This window comes from Enterobacter cloacae complex sp. IR5428, from assembly GCF_049238585.1.
GTDB classification, from domain to species: Bacteria; Pseudomonadota; Gammaproteobacteria; order Enterobacterales; family Enterobacteriaceae; genus Enterobacter; species Enterobacter intestinihominis.
Genome location: NZ_JBMKHV010000007.1, coordinates 238,454 through 253,166, shown reverse-complemented (window position 1 = coordinate 253,166; position 14,713 = coordinate 238,454). Strand labels below are relative to the sequence as shown.

16 protein-coding genes and 1 riboswitch are annotated in these 14,713 nt (G+C 57.5%); of the genes, 7 read left to right on the top strand and 9 right to left on the bottom strand.

The genetic code is table 11. The features are described from left to right. Positions 1-159 precede the first annotated feature (159 nt). Positions 160-1,068, bottom strand: coding sequence for a uridine diphosphate-N-acetylglucosamine-binding protein YvcK (gene yvcK / locus ACOTXC_RS13115; RefSeq protein ID WP_023299636.1), 909 nt, complete (start codon positions 1,066-1,068; stop codon positions 160-162). Between the two features lie 226 nt (positions 1,069-1,294). Continuing rightward, positions 1,295-1,428: riboswitch (molybdenum cofactor riboswitch) on the top strand. On the opposite strand from yvcK, the gene moaA reads away from it, so the two are divergent. From moaA to ACOTXC_RS13085, 6 genes are all read left to right on the top strand, one after another. Further along, complete coding sequence (moaA, locus tag ACOTXC_RS13110; RefSeq protein WP_017384935.1) at positions 1,416-2,405, top strand: GTP 3',8-cyclase MoaA; 990 nt, start codon at positions 1,416-1,418, stop codon at positions 2,403-2,405. It overlaps the preceding riboswitch by 13 nt. A 24-nt stretch (positions 2,406-2,429) precedes the next feature. Then, positions 2,430-2,942 carry a molybdenum cofactor biosynthesis protein B gene (gene moaB, locus ACOTXC_RS13105; RefSeq protein ID WP_022647501.1) on the top strand — a complete coding sequence of 171 codons (513 nt, stop codon included), beginning with the start codon at positions 2,430-2,432 and terminating at the stop codon, positions 2,940-2,942. 3 nt (positions 2,943-2,945) lie between these two features. After that, positions 2,946-3,431: a cyclic pyranopterin monophosphate synthase MoaC gene (gene moaC / locus ACOTXC_RS13100; RefSeq protein WP_006809528.1), complete on the top strand. Its 486-nt coding sequence runs from the start codon at positions 2,946-2,948 to the stop codon at positions 3,429-3,431. Next, positions 3,424-3,669, top strand: a complete 246-nt coding sequence (moaD, locus tag ACOTXC_RS13095) for a molybdopterin synthase sulfur carrier subunit (RefSeq protein ID WP_022647502.1) — start codon at positions 3,424-3,426, stop codon at positions 3,667-3,669. Before moaC ends, moaD begins: the two co-directional genes overlap by 8 nt. Position 3,670: 1 nt before the next feature. Then, on the top strand, positions 3,671-4,123 hold the full coding sequence (gene moaE, locus ACOTXC_RS13090; protein WP_022647503.1) for a molybdopterin synthase catalytic subunit MoaE: 453 nt from the start codon (positions 3,671-3,673) through the stop codon (positions 4,121-4,123). 58 nt (positions 4,124-4,181) lie between these two features. Next, positions 4,182-4,889, top strand: a complete 708-nt coding sequence (locus ACOTXC_RS13085; protein ID WP_015571081.1) for a Bax inhibitor-1/YccA family protein — start codon at positions 4,182-4,184, stop codon at positions 4,887-4,889. Between the two features lie 532 nt (positions 4,890-5,421). On the opposite strand, the gene ACOTXC_RS13080 is transcribed toward ACOTXC_RS13085, so the two are convergent. Genes ACOTXC_RS13080 through ACOTXC_RS13070 form a run of 3 tightly spaced genes read right to left on the bottom strand, consistent with a single transcriptional unit; the run spans position 5,422 to position 8,380 of the window. Continuing rightward, positions 5,422-6,384 carry a lysylphosphatidylglycerol synthase domain-containing protein gene (locus tag ACOTXC_RS13080; RefSeq protein WP_421767732.1) on the bottom strand — a complete coding sequence of 321 codons (963 nt, stop codon included), beginning with the start codon at positions 6,382-6,384 and terminating at the stop codon, positions 5,422-5,424. Next, complete coding sequence (gene clsB / locus ACOTXC_RS13075; RefSeq protein WP_022647504.1) at positions 6,384-7,622, bottom strand: cardiolipin synthase ClsB; 1,239 nt, start codon at positions 7,620-7,622, stop codon at positions 6,384-6,386. The genes ACOTXC_RS13080 and clsB overlap by 1 nt, the downstream gene beginning before the upstream one ends. Continuing rightward, complete coding sequence (locus ACOTXC_RS13070) at positions 7,619-8,380, bottom strand: endonuclease/exonuclease/phosphatase family protein (RefSeq protein WP_022647505.1); 762 nt, start codon at positions 8,378-8,380, stop codon at positions 7,619-7,621. Before ACOTXC_RS13070 ends, clsB begins: the two co-directional genes overlap by 4 nt. Before the next feature lie 133 nt (positions 8,381-8,513). Between ACOTXC_RS13070 and ACOTXC_RS13065 the strand changes: the two genes are divergently transcribed. Continuing rightward, positions 8,514-8,924 carry a YbhQ family protein gene (locus ACOTXC_RS13065; RefSeq protein ID WP_003858499.1) on the top strand — a complete coding sequence of 137 codons (411 nt, stop codon included), beginning with the start codon at positions 8,514-8,516 and terminating at the stop codon, positions 8,922-8,924. On the opposite strand, the gene ACOTXC_RS13060 is transcribed toward ACOTXC_RS13065, so the two are convergent. The 5 genes from ACOTXC_RS13060 to cecR are packed head-to-tail and all read right to left on the bottom strand — an operon-like array spanning position 8,886 to position 14,574. Further along, on the bottom strand, positions 8,886-9,992 hold the full coding sequence (locus tag ACOTXC_RS13060) for an ABC transporter permease (protein ID WP_421767731.1): 1,107 nt from the start codon (positions 9,990-9,992) through the stop codon (positions 8,886-8,888). The genes ACOTXC_RS13065 and ACOTXC_RS13060 overlap by 39 nt on opposite strands. A gap of 57 nt (positions 9,993-10,049) precedes the next feature. Next, the gene (locus tag ACOTXC_RS13055) at positions 10,050-11,183 is read right to left on the bottom strand and encodes an ABC transporter permease (RefSeq protein WP_022647507.1); all 1,134 of its coding nucleotides are present in this window, start codon (positions 11,181-11,183) and stop codon (positions 10,050-10,052) included. Next, a complete protein-coding gene (locus ACOTXC_RS13050) occupies positions 11,173-12,912 on the bottom strand; it encodes an ATP-binding cassette domain-containing protein (RefSeq protein ID WP_421767730.1) in 1,740 nt (579 codons plus the stop codon). The genes ACOTXC_RS13055 and ACOTXC_RS13050 overlap by 11 nt, the downstream gene beginning before the upstream one ends. Continuing rightward, the gene (gene hlyD / locus ACOTXC_RS13045; RefSeq protein WP_022647509.1) at positions 12,905-13,900 is read right to left on the bottom strand and encodes a secretion protein HlyD; all 996 of its coding nucleotides are present in this window, start codon (positions 13,898-13,900) and stop codon (positions 12,905-12,907) included. Before hlyD ends, ACOTXC_RS13050 begins: the two co-directional genes overlap by 8 nt. Continuing rightward, positions 13,897-14,574 (bottom strand): transcriptional regulator CecR, encoded by a 678-nt coding sequence (cecR, locus tag ACOTXC_RS13040; protein WP_046618586.1) that lies wholly within the window; start codon positions 14,572-14,574, stop codon positions 13,897-13,899. The genes hlyD and cecR overlap by 4 nt, the downstream gene beginning before the upstream one ends. Between the last annotated feature and the right edge of the window lie 139 nt (positions 14,575-14,713).

Here is a 14,713-nt window from a genome sequence, read left to right as displayed (position 1 = left end):
AAAGTGAACGGAATGACCACCACCGCCGTATGTTCCCCTCACCCTAACCCTCTCCCCGGAGGGGCGAGGGGATTGCTCAGTGCTCGCATTAATTTGTGGGGAACCCTCAGCCCTGTGGGAGAGGGCCGGGGTGAGGGCATCAGGCCGCACAAAACGAACCTAACCTAATGCCTGAATCGCCTTCTCCAGCGCCTCGCGCAGCAGATGGCGGTCGTGGCGATATTTAATATCGCTGGCTTCCAGCGGCTCCTGCACCACCACGCGATCGCCAATCCCCGACACATCTACTTTTGGCCCGACCACGACACCATCGATAATTTTCTTACCAACATACTGTTCCATCAGGTCCAGCTTATCCGCCAGCGACAGGCTTGCCGCCGCCGGACTGAGTTCGCGGCCTAAATTACCGATATAGACCATGGGCGCAGGCGTTCTGCGCAGCGCCTGCGCCAGCTCTTTCACCAGCAGGATCGGCATCAGGCTGGTATAAAAACTCCCCGGCCCAATCAGGATCAGATCGGCCTCGCCAATCGCTTCAACCGCTTCACGCGTTGCGGGTACGCTGGGGTAGGTCATCAGCTCTTTTGGCGGAAGGAGAAGCTGGTCGATATTCACTTCACCATACACTTCGTGATCGTCAGCATCGATCGCCATCAAATCTACCGGCTGTTCGGACATCGGGATCAGGAACGCATCCACTTTTAGCAGGTTACGAATTAAATTGATCGCTTCCAGAGGGCGCACGCTCAGGTGATCCAGCGCCTTTAACATCAGATTTCCAAGGTTATGGCCTGAAAGTTCGCCATTTCCCCCAAAACGGTACTCAAACATCGCCGAGGCCACGCTTGGCTCAGTGATGAGCTGGTTGAGGCAGTTGCGCATATCACCCCAGGCTATCCCGCCTTCAGCACGTCGGATCCGCCCGGTTGAGCCGCCGTTGTCCGTTGTTGTCACGATGCCCGTCAGGCGTGAGCCCAGTGACGATAACGACGACATAACCCGTCCCAGACCGTGACCTCCTCCAAGAGCGACCACGCGGTCCAGATCCGCAAAAGTGCGATTGCGCATACCTATTCCTTATCCTGTTAAGCTTGCGTCACAGTAACGCAACTACTCCTAAAAGACGATGCCTCTCACAAACCATAATGACGTATATCAATGCGAAAGCGCTGTTTTTGCGTATTCTGTAGTGAAAATGCACGATAACATCGTTATGTATAAATTTATATAGCGAAAAGCGATAATGGCGAAGTGGCGATTTCCACGCTACTATCGCCATAACCACGTTTTCAAAACTGAAAACATACACTCTAGCCCTGGCGCCTGTGTCGAGAGATATGGCGCCCTGGCCGTGGCGGATTTGCCACCAGGGTACAGAAAGAAATGACTGTGCCTCCCGATCTGGAAAGGTGTACATGGCTTCACAACTTACTGATGCTTTCGCGCGTAAGTTTTTCTACTTACGTTTGTCGATTACCGACGTGTGTAACTTCCGTTGCACCTACTGCCTGCCCGACGGCTACAAGCCGGGCAGCGTCACCAACAACGGCTTTCTCTCCGTGGATGAAGTACGCCGCGTCACGCGCGCGTTCTCTGAACTCGGTACGGAAAAAGTGCGTCTTACCGGGGGAGAGCCCTCCCTGCGCCGTGATTTCCCTGACATCATTGCCGCCGTGCGTGAAAACGAACGTATCCGCCAGATAGCGGTGACCACCAACGGTTACCGCATGGCGCGTGACGTGGCGAACTGGCGCGATGCGGGGCTGACGGCGATCAACGTCAGCGTCGATAGCCTGGACGCCCGTCAGTTCCACGCCATTACCGGCCAGGATAAGTTCCAGCAGGTAATGGACGGCATCGATGCCGCGTTCACCGCCGGTTTCGACAAGGTCAAAGTCAATACCGTGTTGATGCGTGATGTGAACCACCATCAGCTGGACACCTTTCTGGCGTGGATCAAACCGCGCCGCATTCAACTGCGTTTTATTGAGCTGATGGAGACCGGGGAGGGCAGCGAGCTGTTCCGTCGCCATCACATCTCTGGCATGGTCCTGCGTGACGAACTGCTGAAACGCGGCTGGATCCACCAGATCCGCCAGCGCAGCGATGGCCCGGCGCAGGTCTTTTGTCATCCGGATTATGAAGGCGAAATCGGCCTGATCATGCCCTATGAAAAAGACTTCTGTGCCAGCTGCAACCGCCTGCGCGTCTCCTCTGTTGGCAAGCTGCACCTCTGCCTGTTCGGGGATGGCGGCGTCGATCTGCGCGATTTGCTGGAAGACGACGCCCAACAGGACGCGCTTGAAGCACGCATTTCCGAGGCGCTGACGCACAAAAAGCAGACCCATTTCCTGCATCAGGGCAACACCGGCATTACTCAGAACCTGTCCTATATCGGCGGGTAATCAGGCTTTAGAAGGAACCAGAAGATGAGTCAGGTAAGCGCGGAATTTATCCCGACACGCATTGCTATTCTTACCGTTTCCGAACGTCGTGGTGAAGAGGATGATACCTCCGGCCACTGGCTGCGCGAGGCGGCACACGAAGCCGGGCACCAGATTGTTGATAAAGCGATCGTCAAAGAGAACCGTTACGCCATTCGCGCTCAGGTTTCACAGTGGATTGCGAGTGATGACGTCCAGGTTGTACTGATCACTGGCGGCACCGGCTTTACCGCAGGCGACCAGGCGCCGGAAGCGCTGCTTCCGCTGTTCGATCGCGAAGTAGAAGGCTTCGGCGAAGTGTTCCGCATGCTCTCATTTGAAGAGATTGGCACCTCTACGCTCCAGTCCCGTGCCGTCGCGGGGGTAGCGAACAAGACGCTGATCTTCGCCATGCCGGGCTCGACCAAAGCCTGCCGCACCGCGTGGGAAAACATTATTGCCCCGCAGCTGGATGCCCGTACCCGTCCGTGTAATTTCCATCCCCATTTAAAGAAATAAGCTATGTCACAACTGACCCACATAAACGCCGCTGGCGAAGCGCATATGGTGGATGTCTCCGCCAAAGCCGAAACGGTGCGCGAGGCGCGTGCTGAAGCGTTCGTCACCATGCTGCCGGAGACGCTGGCGATGATTATCGACGGTAGCCATCACAAGGGTGATGTGTTTGCCACCGCCCGCATCGCCGGTATTCAGGCCGCTAAACGCACCTGGGACCTCATCCCGCTCTGCCATCCGCTGATGCTTAGCAAAGTGGAGGTAAATTTGCAGGCGCAGCCGGAGCATAACCGCGTGCGTATCGAGTCCCTGTGCCGCTTAACCGGGAAAACCGGTGTGGAGATGGAGGCGTTAACGGCAGCCTCCGTGGCGGCGCTGACCATCTACGACATGTGTAAAGCGGTGCAGAAAGATATGGTGATTGGCCCGGTGCGTCTGCTGGCAAAAAGCGGCGGCAAATCCGGTGATTTTAAGGTGGAAAGCCATGATTAAGGTGCTGTTTTTTGCCCAGGTCCGTGAGCTGATCAATACCGACAGCCTGACGCTGGACGGCTCTTTCGAAAACGTCGCCGCCCTGCGTGCGCATCTGGCGGCGCAAAGCGACCGCTGGGCGCTGGCGCTGGATGAAGGCAAATTGCTGGCCGCCGTGAATCAGACGCTGGTGGAGTTGACCCACCCGCTGGCTGATGGGGATGAAGTGGCTTTCTTCCCGCCGGTCACAGGGGGTTGAGATGACGGAAACCCGAATTCTGGTTGGCCATGAGCGTTTTAACGTGGGCACGGAATATGACTGGCTGGCCGGGCGCGACGAAGACGGCGCGGTCGTGACCTTTACCGGGAAAGTGCGTAATCATAATCTCGGCGACAGCGTAAAAGCGCTGACGCTGGAGCACTATCCGGGAATGACCGAAAAATCGCTGGCGGCCATTGTCGAAGAGGCGCGAGGCCGCTGGCCGCTGGGGCGCGTTACGGTTATCCATCGCATCGGCGAAATGTGGCCCGGCGAAGAAATTGTGTTTGTCGGCGTCACCAGCGCCCATCGCGGGAGTGCTTTTGCGGCGGGGGAGTTCATCATGGATTACCTCAAAACTAAAGCGCCGTTCTGGAAGCGTGAAGCGACGCCGGAAGGTGAGCGCTGGGTGGAATCGCGGGACAGCGACAAACAGGCTGCCAGCCGCTGGTAACAGGTTTACGTGGATGTGTTAGTCTTAACGTGTGTGTTTACTTAATCAGGAGTGAATCATGGACCGATTTCCGCGTTCCGATTCGATAGTTCAGCAGACCCGTAGCGGGCTGCAAACCTACATGGCTCAGGTATATGGCTGGATGACGGTTGGCCTGCTGCTTACCGCGTTTATCGCGTGGTATGCGGCAAACACGCCTGAACTGATGATGTTTATCTTCTCCAGCAAAATCACCTTCTTTGGGCTGATTATTGCGCAACTGGCGCTGGTATTCGTGCTCTCCGGGCTGGTGCACAAGCTCAGCGCGGGCATGGCGACCACGCTGTTTATGCTCTATTCGGCGCTGACCGGGCTGACGCTCTCCAGTATTTTCATCGTTTACACCTACTCCTCCATCGCCAGCACCTTTGTGGTGACCGGCGGGATGTTCGGTGTGATGAGCCTGTACGGTTACACCACCAAACGTGACCTGAGCGGCTTCGGCAACATGCTGTTTATGGGGCTGATAGGGATTGTGCTGGCGTCGCTGGTGAACCTGTGGTTGAAGAGTGACGCGCTGATGTGGGCGGTGACCTATATCGGGGTGGTGATCTTCGTGGGCTTAACCGCCTACGACACCCAGAAACTGAAAAACATCGGTGAACAAATTGATGTTCGCGACAGTTCAAACCTGCGCAAATACTCGATTCTGGGCGCGCTGACGCTGTATCTGGACTTCATCAACCTGTTCCTGATGCTGCTGCGTATTTTTGGCAACCGGCGTTAGTGAGGGTGGCGCTGTCTGATGCCCTCACCCTGACCCTCTCCCACAGGGCTGAGGGTTCCCCACAAATTAATGCGAGCACTGAGCAATCCCCTCGCCCCTCCGGGGAGAGGGTTAGGGTGAGGGGAACATACGGCGGTGGTGGTCATTCCGTTCACTTTATGTTCCTTGCTACTCTGTAACGACATGACCGGTGAACGTGCCAGGGTGGCTCAGTCGCCACCACCCTGGCGACCCGGGCTCCCGGCGGTAAATCGCCGCTTCGCGGTGCCCTCGGCTTATTCCTTCCGGCTTATCGGGTACGGGCGGAGGTAACGTCCCTGTAAAGCCGCCCTCTCGGCGCATCCCTGCGCCTCGCCCCGGCCGTAAGGCAAACGCCTCAGCGATTTACAGCCGGACCAGGGCATCGCTGACAGCCCTCAGTCATTTAGAAAGCAACTTTATTGCTTCTGCATAAAAAAATTACTGGGGATCCCTCAGCCCACAGGGAGAGGGAACAAACCCTAAAAACGGCAACGAAGTTGCCGTTTTGCTTTTATTTTGCCATCGCCTTCTCGTTTTTGGCGCGCAGCTTCTTCGCCCGACTCTCCAGCACCAGATAACAGATCGTTGCCAGCGCCAGCGGCAGGAAGTAGTAGATCATGCGGTACGCGAGCAGGGCAGCGATAATCGTCCCGTGAGACACATGCTCCCCTGCAAGCAGCGCGATAAACACCGCTTCCAGTACGCCGATCCCCGCTGGAATATGCACAATCACCCCGGCAATACTGCTTACCAGCAGCACGCCCAGCACGAAGAAGTAATTCACATCTTCGCCAATCAGCAGCCAGATAATGGCCCCCATCGCCATCCAGTTGGCGCTGGAAACCACCATTTGCAGGACGGCAAACTTCCATGACGGCAGCACCAGCTTCTGCCCTTTAATGGTCATATGACGACGTTTGGCAAAGGCGCAGGCCCAAAGGTAGGCGGCGATGATCAGCAGCAGTACGATGCCCAGAATGCGCAGGGTGGCCTCATCGATGTACCAGTGCGCAGGCAACTGCACCACGCCAATGGTGAAAATCACCCCGCCGAGCAGGATATACCCCAGCCAGTTGGTGGTGATACTCAGCGAGAAAATACGCGTGATGGTGCCGCCCGGTAAGCCAAGGCGGGAGTACAGGCGATAGCGCATTCCAATCCCGCCCACCCAGGTGCTCAGCGTCAGGTTAAAGGCGTAGCAGATGAATGACACCAGCATAACCTGCCGTTTGGCAAGCTTATGCCCGCAGTAGGCGCGTCCCAACAGGTCATAGCAGCCGTACATCAGGTAGCTCACAATCACCAGGCCAACCGCCCCGAGCAGGACTGTCCGGTTGTAGTTGTGAATAACCTTCCACACCTCTTCCCAGTCCACCTTCTGGGCATACACCACCAGCAGGACCGCGACGGCAATGAAGAACAGCCAGGTCAGGATTTTTTTCGCCAGCCGCCAGCGAGGATGAGATTTCGACATCAGGTTTTCCCTCCATCTTCCGCCTCTACGCGGTCCTGGGTTTCCATTTCGGGTTGCACTGGCGGATCCACCAGCGCCAGTTTCGGCGTATGTGCGGGCAGCCAGCCCACCATGGCCGGGAAGTGGCGTAGGAAGTGGAACACCACCACACCGATGCCAACGTTCCACCAGCTGCGTTTCGGCACCATGGACTCATCCACACGCACGCAGTCTTTATTGATCAGACCCTGAAGGTTATCGCGCAGGGTCTGATTAAACTGGCGATCGTGGATGATCAGGTTCGCTTCCAGATTGAGCGATAAGCTCAGCGGATCGAGGTTGCTTGAGCCAACGGTCGCCCAGTGGTCATCCATCACGGCCACTTTGCCGTGCAGCGGGCGGCGGCGATATTCATAGATTTGCACGCCGCTTTTGACCAGATAGCGATAGAGCAGACGCGCGCCCACCTTCACAATCGGCATATCGGGCTCACCCTGGACGATGAGCTTCACGCTCACGCCGCGTCGGGCCGCGTTGCGCATGGCGTGCAAAATCCGGTAACCGGGGAAGAAATAGGCGTTGGCGATAATCACCTCGCGCTTCGCGTTCGCCAGCATCTTCAGGTAGTGACGTTCGATATCGTCCCGGTGCTCCTCGTTATCCCGCCAGACGAACAGCGCCTGCGCCTCGCCGGGCTTGCGGTTCTCTTCCGGGCGATGGCGGCGTCGCCACCAGCGGCGTGCGGCCTCTTTGCCGGGTAAGTTTTCCAGCACGAACAGCTGGATGTCCTGTACCACCGGTCCCTCAATGCGGATCGCGTAGTCCTGTTTCGCTTCGGGACCGTAATCCGACATATGCTCGGCGGAGTAGTTAATGCCGCCAACGAAGGCCACCGTTTCGTCCACCACCACAATTTTGCGGTGCATTCGGCGGAACAGGTTGGTGCGCATCCCGAACAGACGCGGGCCGGGATCGTAATAGCGGAATACCACCCCTGCGGCAGTGAGCTCGTTAACAAATTCGTCGCTGAGATCCGGCGAACCATATCCGTCGAGCAGGACCTCGATTTTTATACCGCGACGAGCGGCTTGCAGCAGCGCGCTGTGCAACTGCCTGCCCACGTCGTCTTCAAACCAGATAAACGTTTCCAGAAAGACTTTCTGCTGTGCGTGGCTAATCGCCTCAAAGACTGCCGGATAAAAGTTATCGCCATTTTCCAGCAGCGTAATACGGTTACCTTCCTGCCATGTGCATTTCATAAGTGGATCTCCGCGCTGAGTGGGGCATGGTCGGAGAGATGTCGCCAGTTGAGTAAAGCCAGCGCCGTCGGGCTGCTGGCGTGGGCATTTTTTACGTAGATGCGGTCAAGGCGCAGCAGGGGGAAGCGCACCGGAAACGTCCGCGCGGGACGACCGCGTGAGCGGGTAAAAATCTCCTCCAGCCCCGCATTCACCTTCAGCGGATGATTGGCCCGCTGTCGCCAGTCGTTAAAATCACCGGCCACCACCACGGGCTCGCCCTCCGGCAGCGCATTGGTCCAGTCTGCCAGCATCTGTAGCTGAGCCTGACGGTGGGCCTCACGCAGGCCAAGATGAACGCAGCCCACATGAATGGGAAAATCGAGCGCCGGTGGCGTGATGCGGCAGTATAACAACCCGCGTTTTTCGCTCTCGCCAACGGAGACGTCCCGGTTCTCATAATGCTCGATAGGAAAACGCGACAGCACTGCGTTACCGTGATGCCCCTCCGGGTAGACCGCATTGCGCCCGTAGGCGTAATCGCTCCACATGGTATCCGCCAGAAACTCGTAATGGGGCGTGTCGGGCCAGTTTTCGAAATGCATCGGGTGCACTTCGTGCGCGCCCATGACCTCCTGGAGGCAGACAATATCGGCGCTGACGGTGCGTACCGCGTCGCGCAGCTCCGGTAAAATGAAGCGGCGGTTAAATGCTGTGAAGCCCTTATGAATATTTATCGTCAGCACCTTAAGCGAGAAATGCTGCGTTCTTTTGCTCATAAACACCTTCCTGGGTGACTATCCCGATGAAAATAAAGTGTAGTAGGCGTCACAAAAAGATGCGGCGTTACGGAATTTTCCGTAAAGTGCGGTAGTCTGAATTAGCAGAGAAAAATCCTTCAGGAGAGAAGCCATGAAGTGGCAACAACGCGTTCGTGTCGCAACCGGTTTGAGTTGCTGGCAGATAATGTTGCATTTACTGGTCGTGGCCGTACTGGTGATGGGCTGGATGAGCGGCACGCTGGTGCGTGTCGGCTTAGGGTTATGCGTGGTTTACGGCGTGACCGTGCTGTCGATGCTGTTTTTACAGCGTCACCACGACGCGCGCTGGCGTGAAGTGGGTGATGTGCTCGAAGAGCTCACCACCACCTGGTATTTTGGTGCGGCAATGATCGTCCTGTGGCTGTTGTCACGCGTGCTGCAAAACAACCTGCTGCTGGCCCTGGCGGGTCTGGCTATCCTCGCAGGGCCTGCGGTGGTGTCGTTGCTCACCAAAGAGAAAAAGCTACGCGATGTTTCGTCTAAACATCGCATAGGCCACTGAGCCCGTTGTGGCCGCGATGACCAGTAGCGGCCACAAACTTCCCCACACAATATCCAGACTCGCATCCTTCAGATAGATTTGCTTGGTGATATCCGTGAAGTGACGAATCGGGTTTATCCATGTCAGATCTTGTAACCACACCGGCATGTTCTCCACTGGCGACACGTACCCTGAAAGCAAAATCGCCGGCATCATAAAGACAAACACCCCGATAAACGCCTGCTGCTGCGTTGAGCAGAGCGCCGAAATCAGCAGCCCAAACCCCACCAGCGACAGGCCGTAAATCACCATCGTGAAGTAAAACAGCGCCAGCGATCCGGCAAACGGGATCTGGTACGCCCATATTCCCACCCCCAGCACGATGGTGGCCTGGAACGTCGCGACAATCAGTGCCGGCACCGCCTTGCCGACAAATATCTGCCAGGTGGCGAGCGGCGAGACCAGCAGCTGATCCAGCGTACCTTGCTCACGTTCGCGTGCCACGGACAGCGAGGTGACAATCATCACGCCAATAGTGGTGATCATGGCGATTAACGACGGCACCACAAACCACTTGTAGTCCAGATTCGGGTTGTACCAGTTGCGCACCACCAGCTCGCTGTTGTTGGGTTTGGGTTTGCCCGCCATCAGCTCTTGCTGGTAGTCCTTCACTACCTGCTGCAAATAGTTCGCCGCTATCTGGGCGCTGTTGGAGTTACGTCCGTCGAGGATCAGCTGCATCGGCGCGGTCTCGAAGGTGTCCAGATTGCGGGAGAAATCCGCCGGGAAGCGCACCAGCAATAATGCTTTCTGCGTGTCGATGGTGGGCTGGATCGCCTGCGGGCTTTGCAGCAGCAGGACATGGGTAAAGGCTTTGGCGCGGGCGAAACGCTGTGTCAGCTCGACGGAATGCTTGCCATTATCTTCGTTGTAAATGGCGATGGTGGCGTTGGTGACCTCCAGCGTGGCGGCAAACGGAAACAGTACAACCTGAAGCAGCACCGGCAGCACCAGAATGGCGCGGGTCTGCGGCTCGCGCAGCAAGGATTGCAGCTCTTTGCGGATCAATGTCCATAAACGGTGAAACATCGCGTCGTCCTCCTGTCGGGTGGCGCTTGCGCTTTCCCGACCTACAAAATCCGATGGCTAATCTAATCTTCTTTTCGTTTTCATCCACGTCAGCCCGATAAACATCACCGCCGACGCCAGCAAAAACAGGGTGTTGATAATCAGCACTACCGGGATGTTCCCCGCCAGAAACAGGCTTTGCAGGGTGCTCACAAAGTAGCGTGCCGGAATGATGTAGGTCACGGCACGGATCACCGCTGGCATACTGTCAATCTGGAAGATAAAGCCGGAGAGCATGATCGACGGCAGGAAGGCGGCATTAAGCGCCACCTGCGCGGCGTTAAACTGGTTGCGGGTGATGGTGGAGATCAGCAGCCCCATTCCCAGCGTGCTGAGTAAAAACAGGCTGGTAATAAAGAACAGCACCACCAGCGAACCGCGGTACGGCACGCCAAGAATAAATACCGAGACCAGCATACAGAGCAGCATCGCCAGCATGCCGAGGAAGTAGTAGGGGATCAGCTTGCAGAGCAAAAGCTCGACGCGCGTCACTTCGGTGGAGAGCAGCGCCTCCATGGTGCCGCGCTCCCATTCGCGGGCGATCACCAGCGAGGTGAGGATCGCGCCAATCACCGTCATGATGATAGTGACCGCACCCGGGATAATAAAATGCTGGCTGATGGCGGCGGGGTTAAACCAGTAGCGCGTCTGCACGTCAATCAGCGGTTCAAACTTCTCCCCCCGGTCTTCGGCGCGCTGCATCTGCCAGAGCTGCCAGATCCCCTCCGCATAGCCCTGCACGAAATTGGCGGTGTTCGGTTCGCTGCCGTCGGTGATCACCTGAATTGGCGCATCGGCGCCCGGGCGTGCCATGTTGGCGGCGAAATCGACCGGGATGACGATCAGACCGCGAATTTTACCGGCCTGCATTTTCTGGATCAGTTCCTGCCGGTTGTCGCTGATGGTGGCATCGATGTAGGGCGAGCCGGTCATGGCGTGGGTGAAGTCCAGCGCCTCTTCGCTCTGCTGCTCCAGCAGGATCCCGACCCGCAGCTTGCTGGAATCGAGGTTAATCCCGTAGCCAAAAATAAACAGCAGCAGCAGGGGGATCACCACCGCAATCAGCCAGCTGCTGGGGTCACGCACAATCTGCCGCGTCTCTTTGACGCACAGGGCGCGCACCCGGCGCCAGGAGAGGGCGTTACTGCGCATGAGGATTCTCCTTATCCCAGTCGTGGATGAGGGTGATAAACGCCTGCTCCATGGTTGGGTCCGGCTGTGCGTCGTCGGCGGCCTGCGCTTTCAGGTCGTCCGGCGTGCCGTGGGCAATCAGCTTGCCGCGATAGACCAGCCCGATGCGGTCGCAGTACTCTGCCTCGTCCATAAAGTGGGTGGTGACCATCACGGTCACGCCTTTTTCCACCATGCTATTGATATGCAACCAGAATTCACGGCGGGTGAGGGGGTCCACGCCTGACGTAGGTTCATCAAGAAAGAGGATATCGGGCTCGTGCATCAACGAACAGGCCAGCGCCAGCCGCTGTTTGAAGCCAAGCGGCAGCGCGTCGGTAGCGTGTGAGGCGATATCGGTCAGGCCAAAGGCGTCGCACATGCGGCCGATTTTCTCGTTCTGCGCCCGTCCCCGCAGGCCGTAGACGCCGGAGAAAAATCGCAGATTTTGCTCCACCGTCAGGTTGCCGTAGAGCGAAAACTTCTGCGCCATATAGCCCAGATGCTGGCGCGCCTTGCCGGAGCTGACTTTGAGATCCATGTTCAGCACCAGCGCTTTGCCGGAGGTCGGTACCAGCAGGCCGCACATCATTTTAAAGGTGGTGGATTTCCCTGCACCGTTCGGCCCGAGCAGGCCAAATATCTCGCCGCGCTTCACGGCAAAATTGACGTTATCGGTGGCAGCGAAATCGCCGAATTTTTTGGTGAGCGATTTCGCTTCAATGACCGTTTCGCCCGGCGTGCCTTCCACCGTGTGCAGAATGGCGCCAAGCGGTGATTCTGAGGTTCCCGCCCCGCCCAGCAGATCGATAAACGCATCTTCAAAGCGCGGCGCGGTCTCTGTCATGTCGATTTCAGGCATCCCCTGCGCACGCCGGATATCGTCGGCGGTGGTCTCTTTTTTGAGGATCACGCGCACCGAACGGCCCTGAATCATCCCGTCGCTCACCTGGGGCAGCTTCAGCACCCGTTGCAGCAGCTTGCGGTTAGATTCCTGCGCGCTGTGTAGCAGAAAACTGCGCCCGGCCATGGTTTGCGTCAGCTCGGTGGGCTCGCCCTGATAGAGCAGTTCGCCTTCGTTCATCAGCAGCACGTCACGGCACTGCTCTGCTTCATCAAGGTAAGAGGTACTCCAGAGGATCAGCATGCCGTCACCCGCCAGCTCGTGCACCATCTGCCACAGCTCGCGGCGGGAAATCGGGTCCACGCCGACGCCGGGTTCATCCAGCAACAGCACCTTCGGTTCGCCCACCAGCGTGCAGGCCAGCCCCAGCTTCTGCTTCATCCCGCCGGAAAGTTTGCCCGCCAGCCGATCGGTGAACGGGCCGAGGGAGGTAAACGCCAGCAGACGCTCGAAGGTTTTCTGCCGGGTTTCGCCGGTAACGCTGCGCAGATCGGCATACAGGTTGAGGTTTTCCATTACCGTCAGATCTTCATACAGACCAAACTTCTGCGGCATATAGCCGAGTATGCCGTGGAGCGCCGCGTCGTCTTTGATCGGATCGAGGTCAAGCACGCTGGCACTGCCTTCATCCGGCTTCAGCAATCCCGCCAGCATCCGCATCAGCGTGGTTTTACCCGCGCCGTCCGGCCCCACCAGCCCGGTCACATAGCCTTTTTGAATCGTACAGTTCAGCGGCGCGACCGCCGGTTTAGCCATTCCCGGGAAGCGTTTGACCAGATTATTGAGCTGGATAACCGCATCATTCATGTTGTTCCCCGTCGTTTAAGGTCACGGTAACAGGCATGCCCTGACGCAGCGCGTCGTCCGCATCGGTGACGATGATGCGCAGGCGATACACCAGGTCGGTACGCAGATCCGGGGTTTCAACGGTTTTTGGCGTGAACTCGGCCGTTGGGGAGACGAAGCCCACTTTGCCGTGATACGGCTTGTCCGGGCGACCATCGGTGTAGAGCAGCAGTTCGCGGCCCGGCTGCATCTGGCCAAGATTCGGCTCATCAATGTAAGCGCGCACCCACACCGGACGGGTTAAGGAGAGCGTTAACACGGTGCTGCCCGCGCTGAGCATGCTGCCCGGCTCCACGGCGCGGGTCATCAGCGTACCGTCAGACGGGGCGATTAACGTGGTATCGTGCAGATCCAGCTCCGCCTGGGCTAACTGCGCCTGCGCCTGCTCAAGGCTGGCCTTCGCCTGGGCAATGTCCTGCGCGCGGTTACCGGTGCGGTACTGGCTTAACTTATCCTGGGCAGATTTCAGCGTCGCCTGCGCCTGGTCGCGGGATGAGCGCGCATTTTCCAGGTCGTTGGCGGAAATAGTGCGGCTTTTCCATAAGCCTTGCTGACGGTTATAGAAATTCTGCGCATAGTCATAGGCGGCTTTTGCCTGCTTAACGGCAGCGGCCGCCTGGGCGATCTCTTCATCACGATAGCCCGCCAGCATCAGGTCGTACTGCGCCTGTGCGACGGCGACGCCCGCTTTTGCCTGCATCAACGCGTTTTCAAACGGGGCTTTGTCCAGCATCCCCAGCGTCTGCCCGGTTTTGATGGCATCGCCTTCGTCAACGCTCAGCGAGGCCAGCCGTCCGCCGACGCGGAAGCTCATGTTCACGGTGCGGATATCCACGTTGCCGTACAGCGTCAGGCCACGATCCTGCTGGCTCTGATACCACAGCCAGCCGCCTGTTCCCGCAGCAAGCAAGACAACAACCACCAGAATGATGGCGACAGGTTTTTTCATGACTTCTGGCTCCTTTGCGTTAAGCCTTGCAGGATCAGATCAACGTGACAGGTAATGACCTGGCTAATTTGCGCGGCTTTATCCTCATCGAATTGTGTCCAGCCCGTACGTAACAGGATGGTCTCACGCCCCAGACGGAAGGCGAGCACTTCGCCCAGCAGGGCGTGGGTATGCAAAATGGTGTCCGTATCGCTGGCGTTCCGTCCGGTATAGGCGGCAATCAGCCGGGTCAGATGGCTATGCATCGGGGCGATCACCTGATCGTGCACCAGCTGGTACGCGGCAGTGGGGGAGAGCTGCTCGCGGGAGATAAATTTGCTCAGGTTCAGCGTATCGTCGTGCGTCAGCAGGCGGATCATGTTGTGACAGGCGTTAAGGATCAGCTGGCGGATGGCAACCCGGTCCGGCTCTGGCTGGCTGAACAGCGCGGTGGCTTCTTCCACGTGCGGGCGAAAGCTGGTGCCGATAAAATCCGCGATCCACTGGGCGCAGGCGAGGTATAGATCCTCTTTTGAGCCAAAATAGTAGGTAATGGCCGCAATATTCTGCCCGGCCTGCGCGGCGATATCCCGCGTGGTGGCATGCAGACCATACTCGCCAAACTGCGCCAGCGCAGCGGCGATAAGCTGACTTTTCGCCTGTTCGCCTTTGGTTGTCGTTGGGGTTGTATTCATAGCAGCATTAAAAATTAATCAATCGATTGATTAAGATTATGCCTGATTTGCGCAAACGTCGAGTCATCGCCGGGGATATTTTATGCGCCACGTCACAAAAGCTGCTACACTCCGCTCCTTCGCGACATTGTGGTTTTTG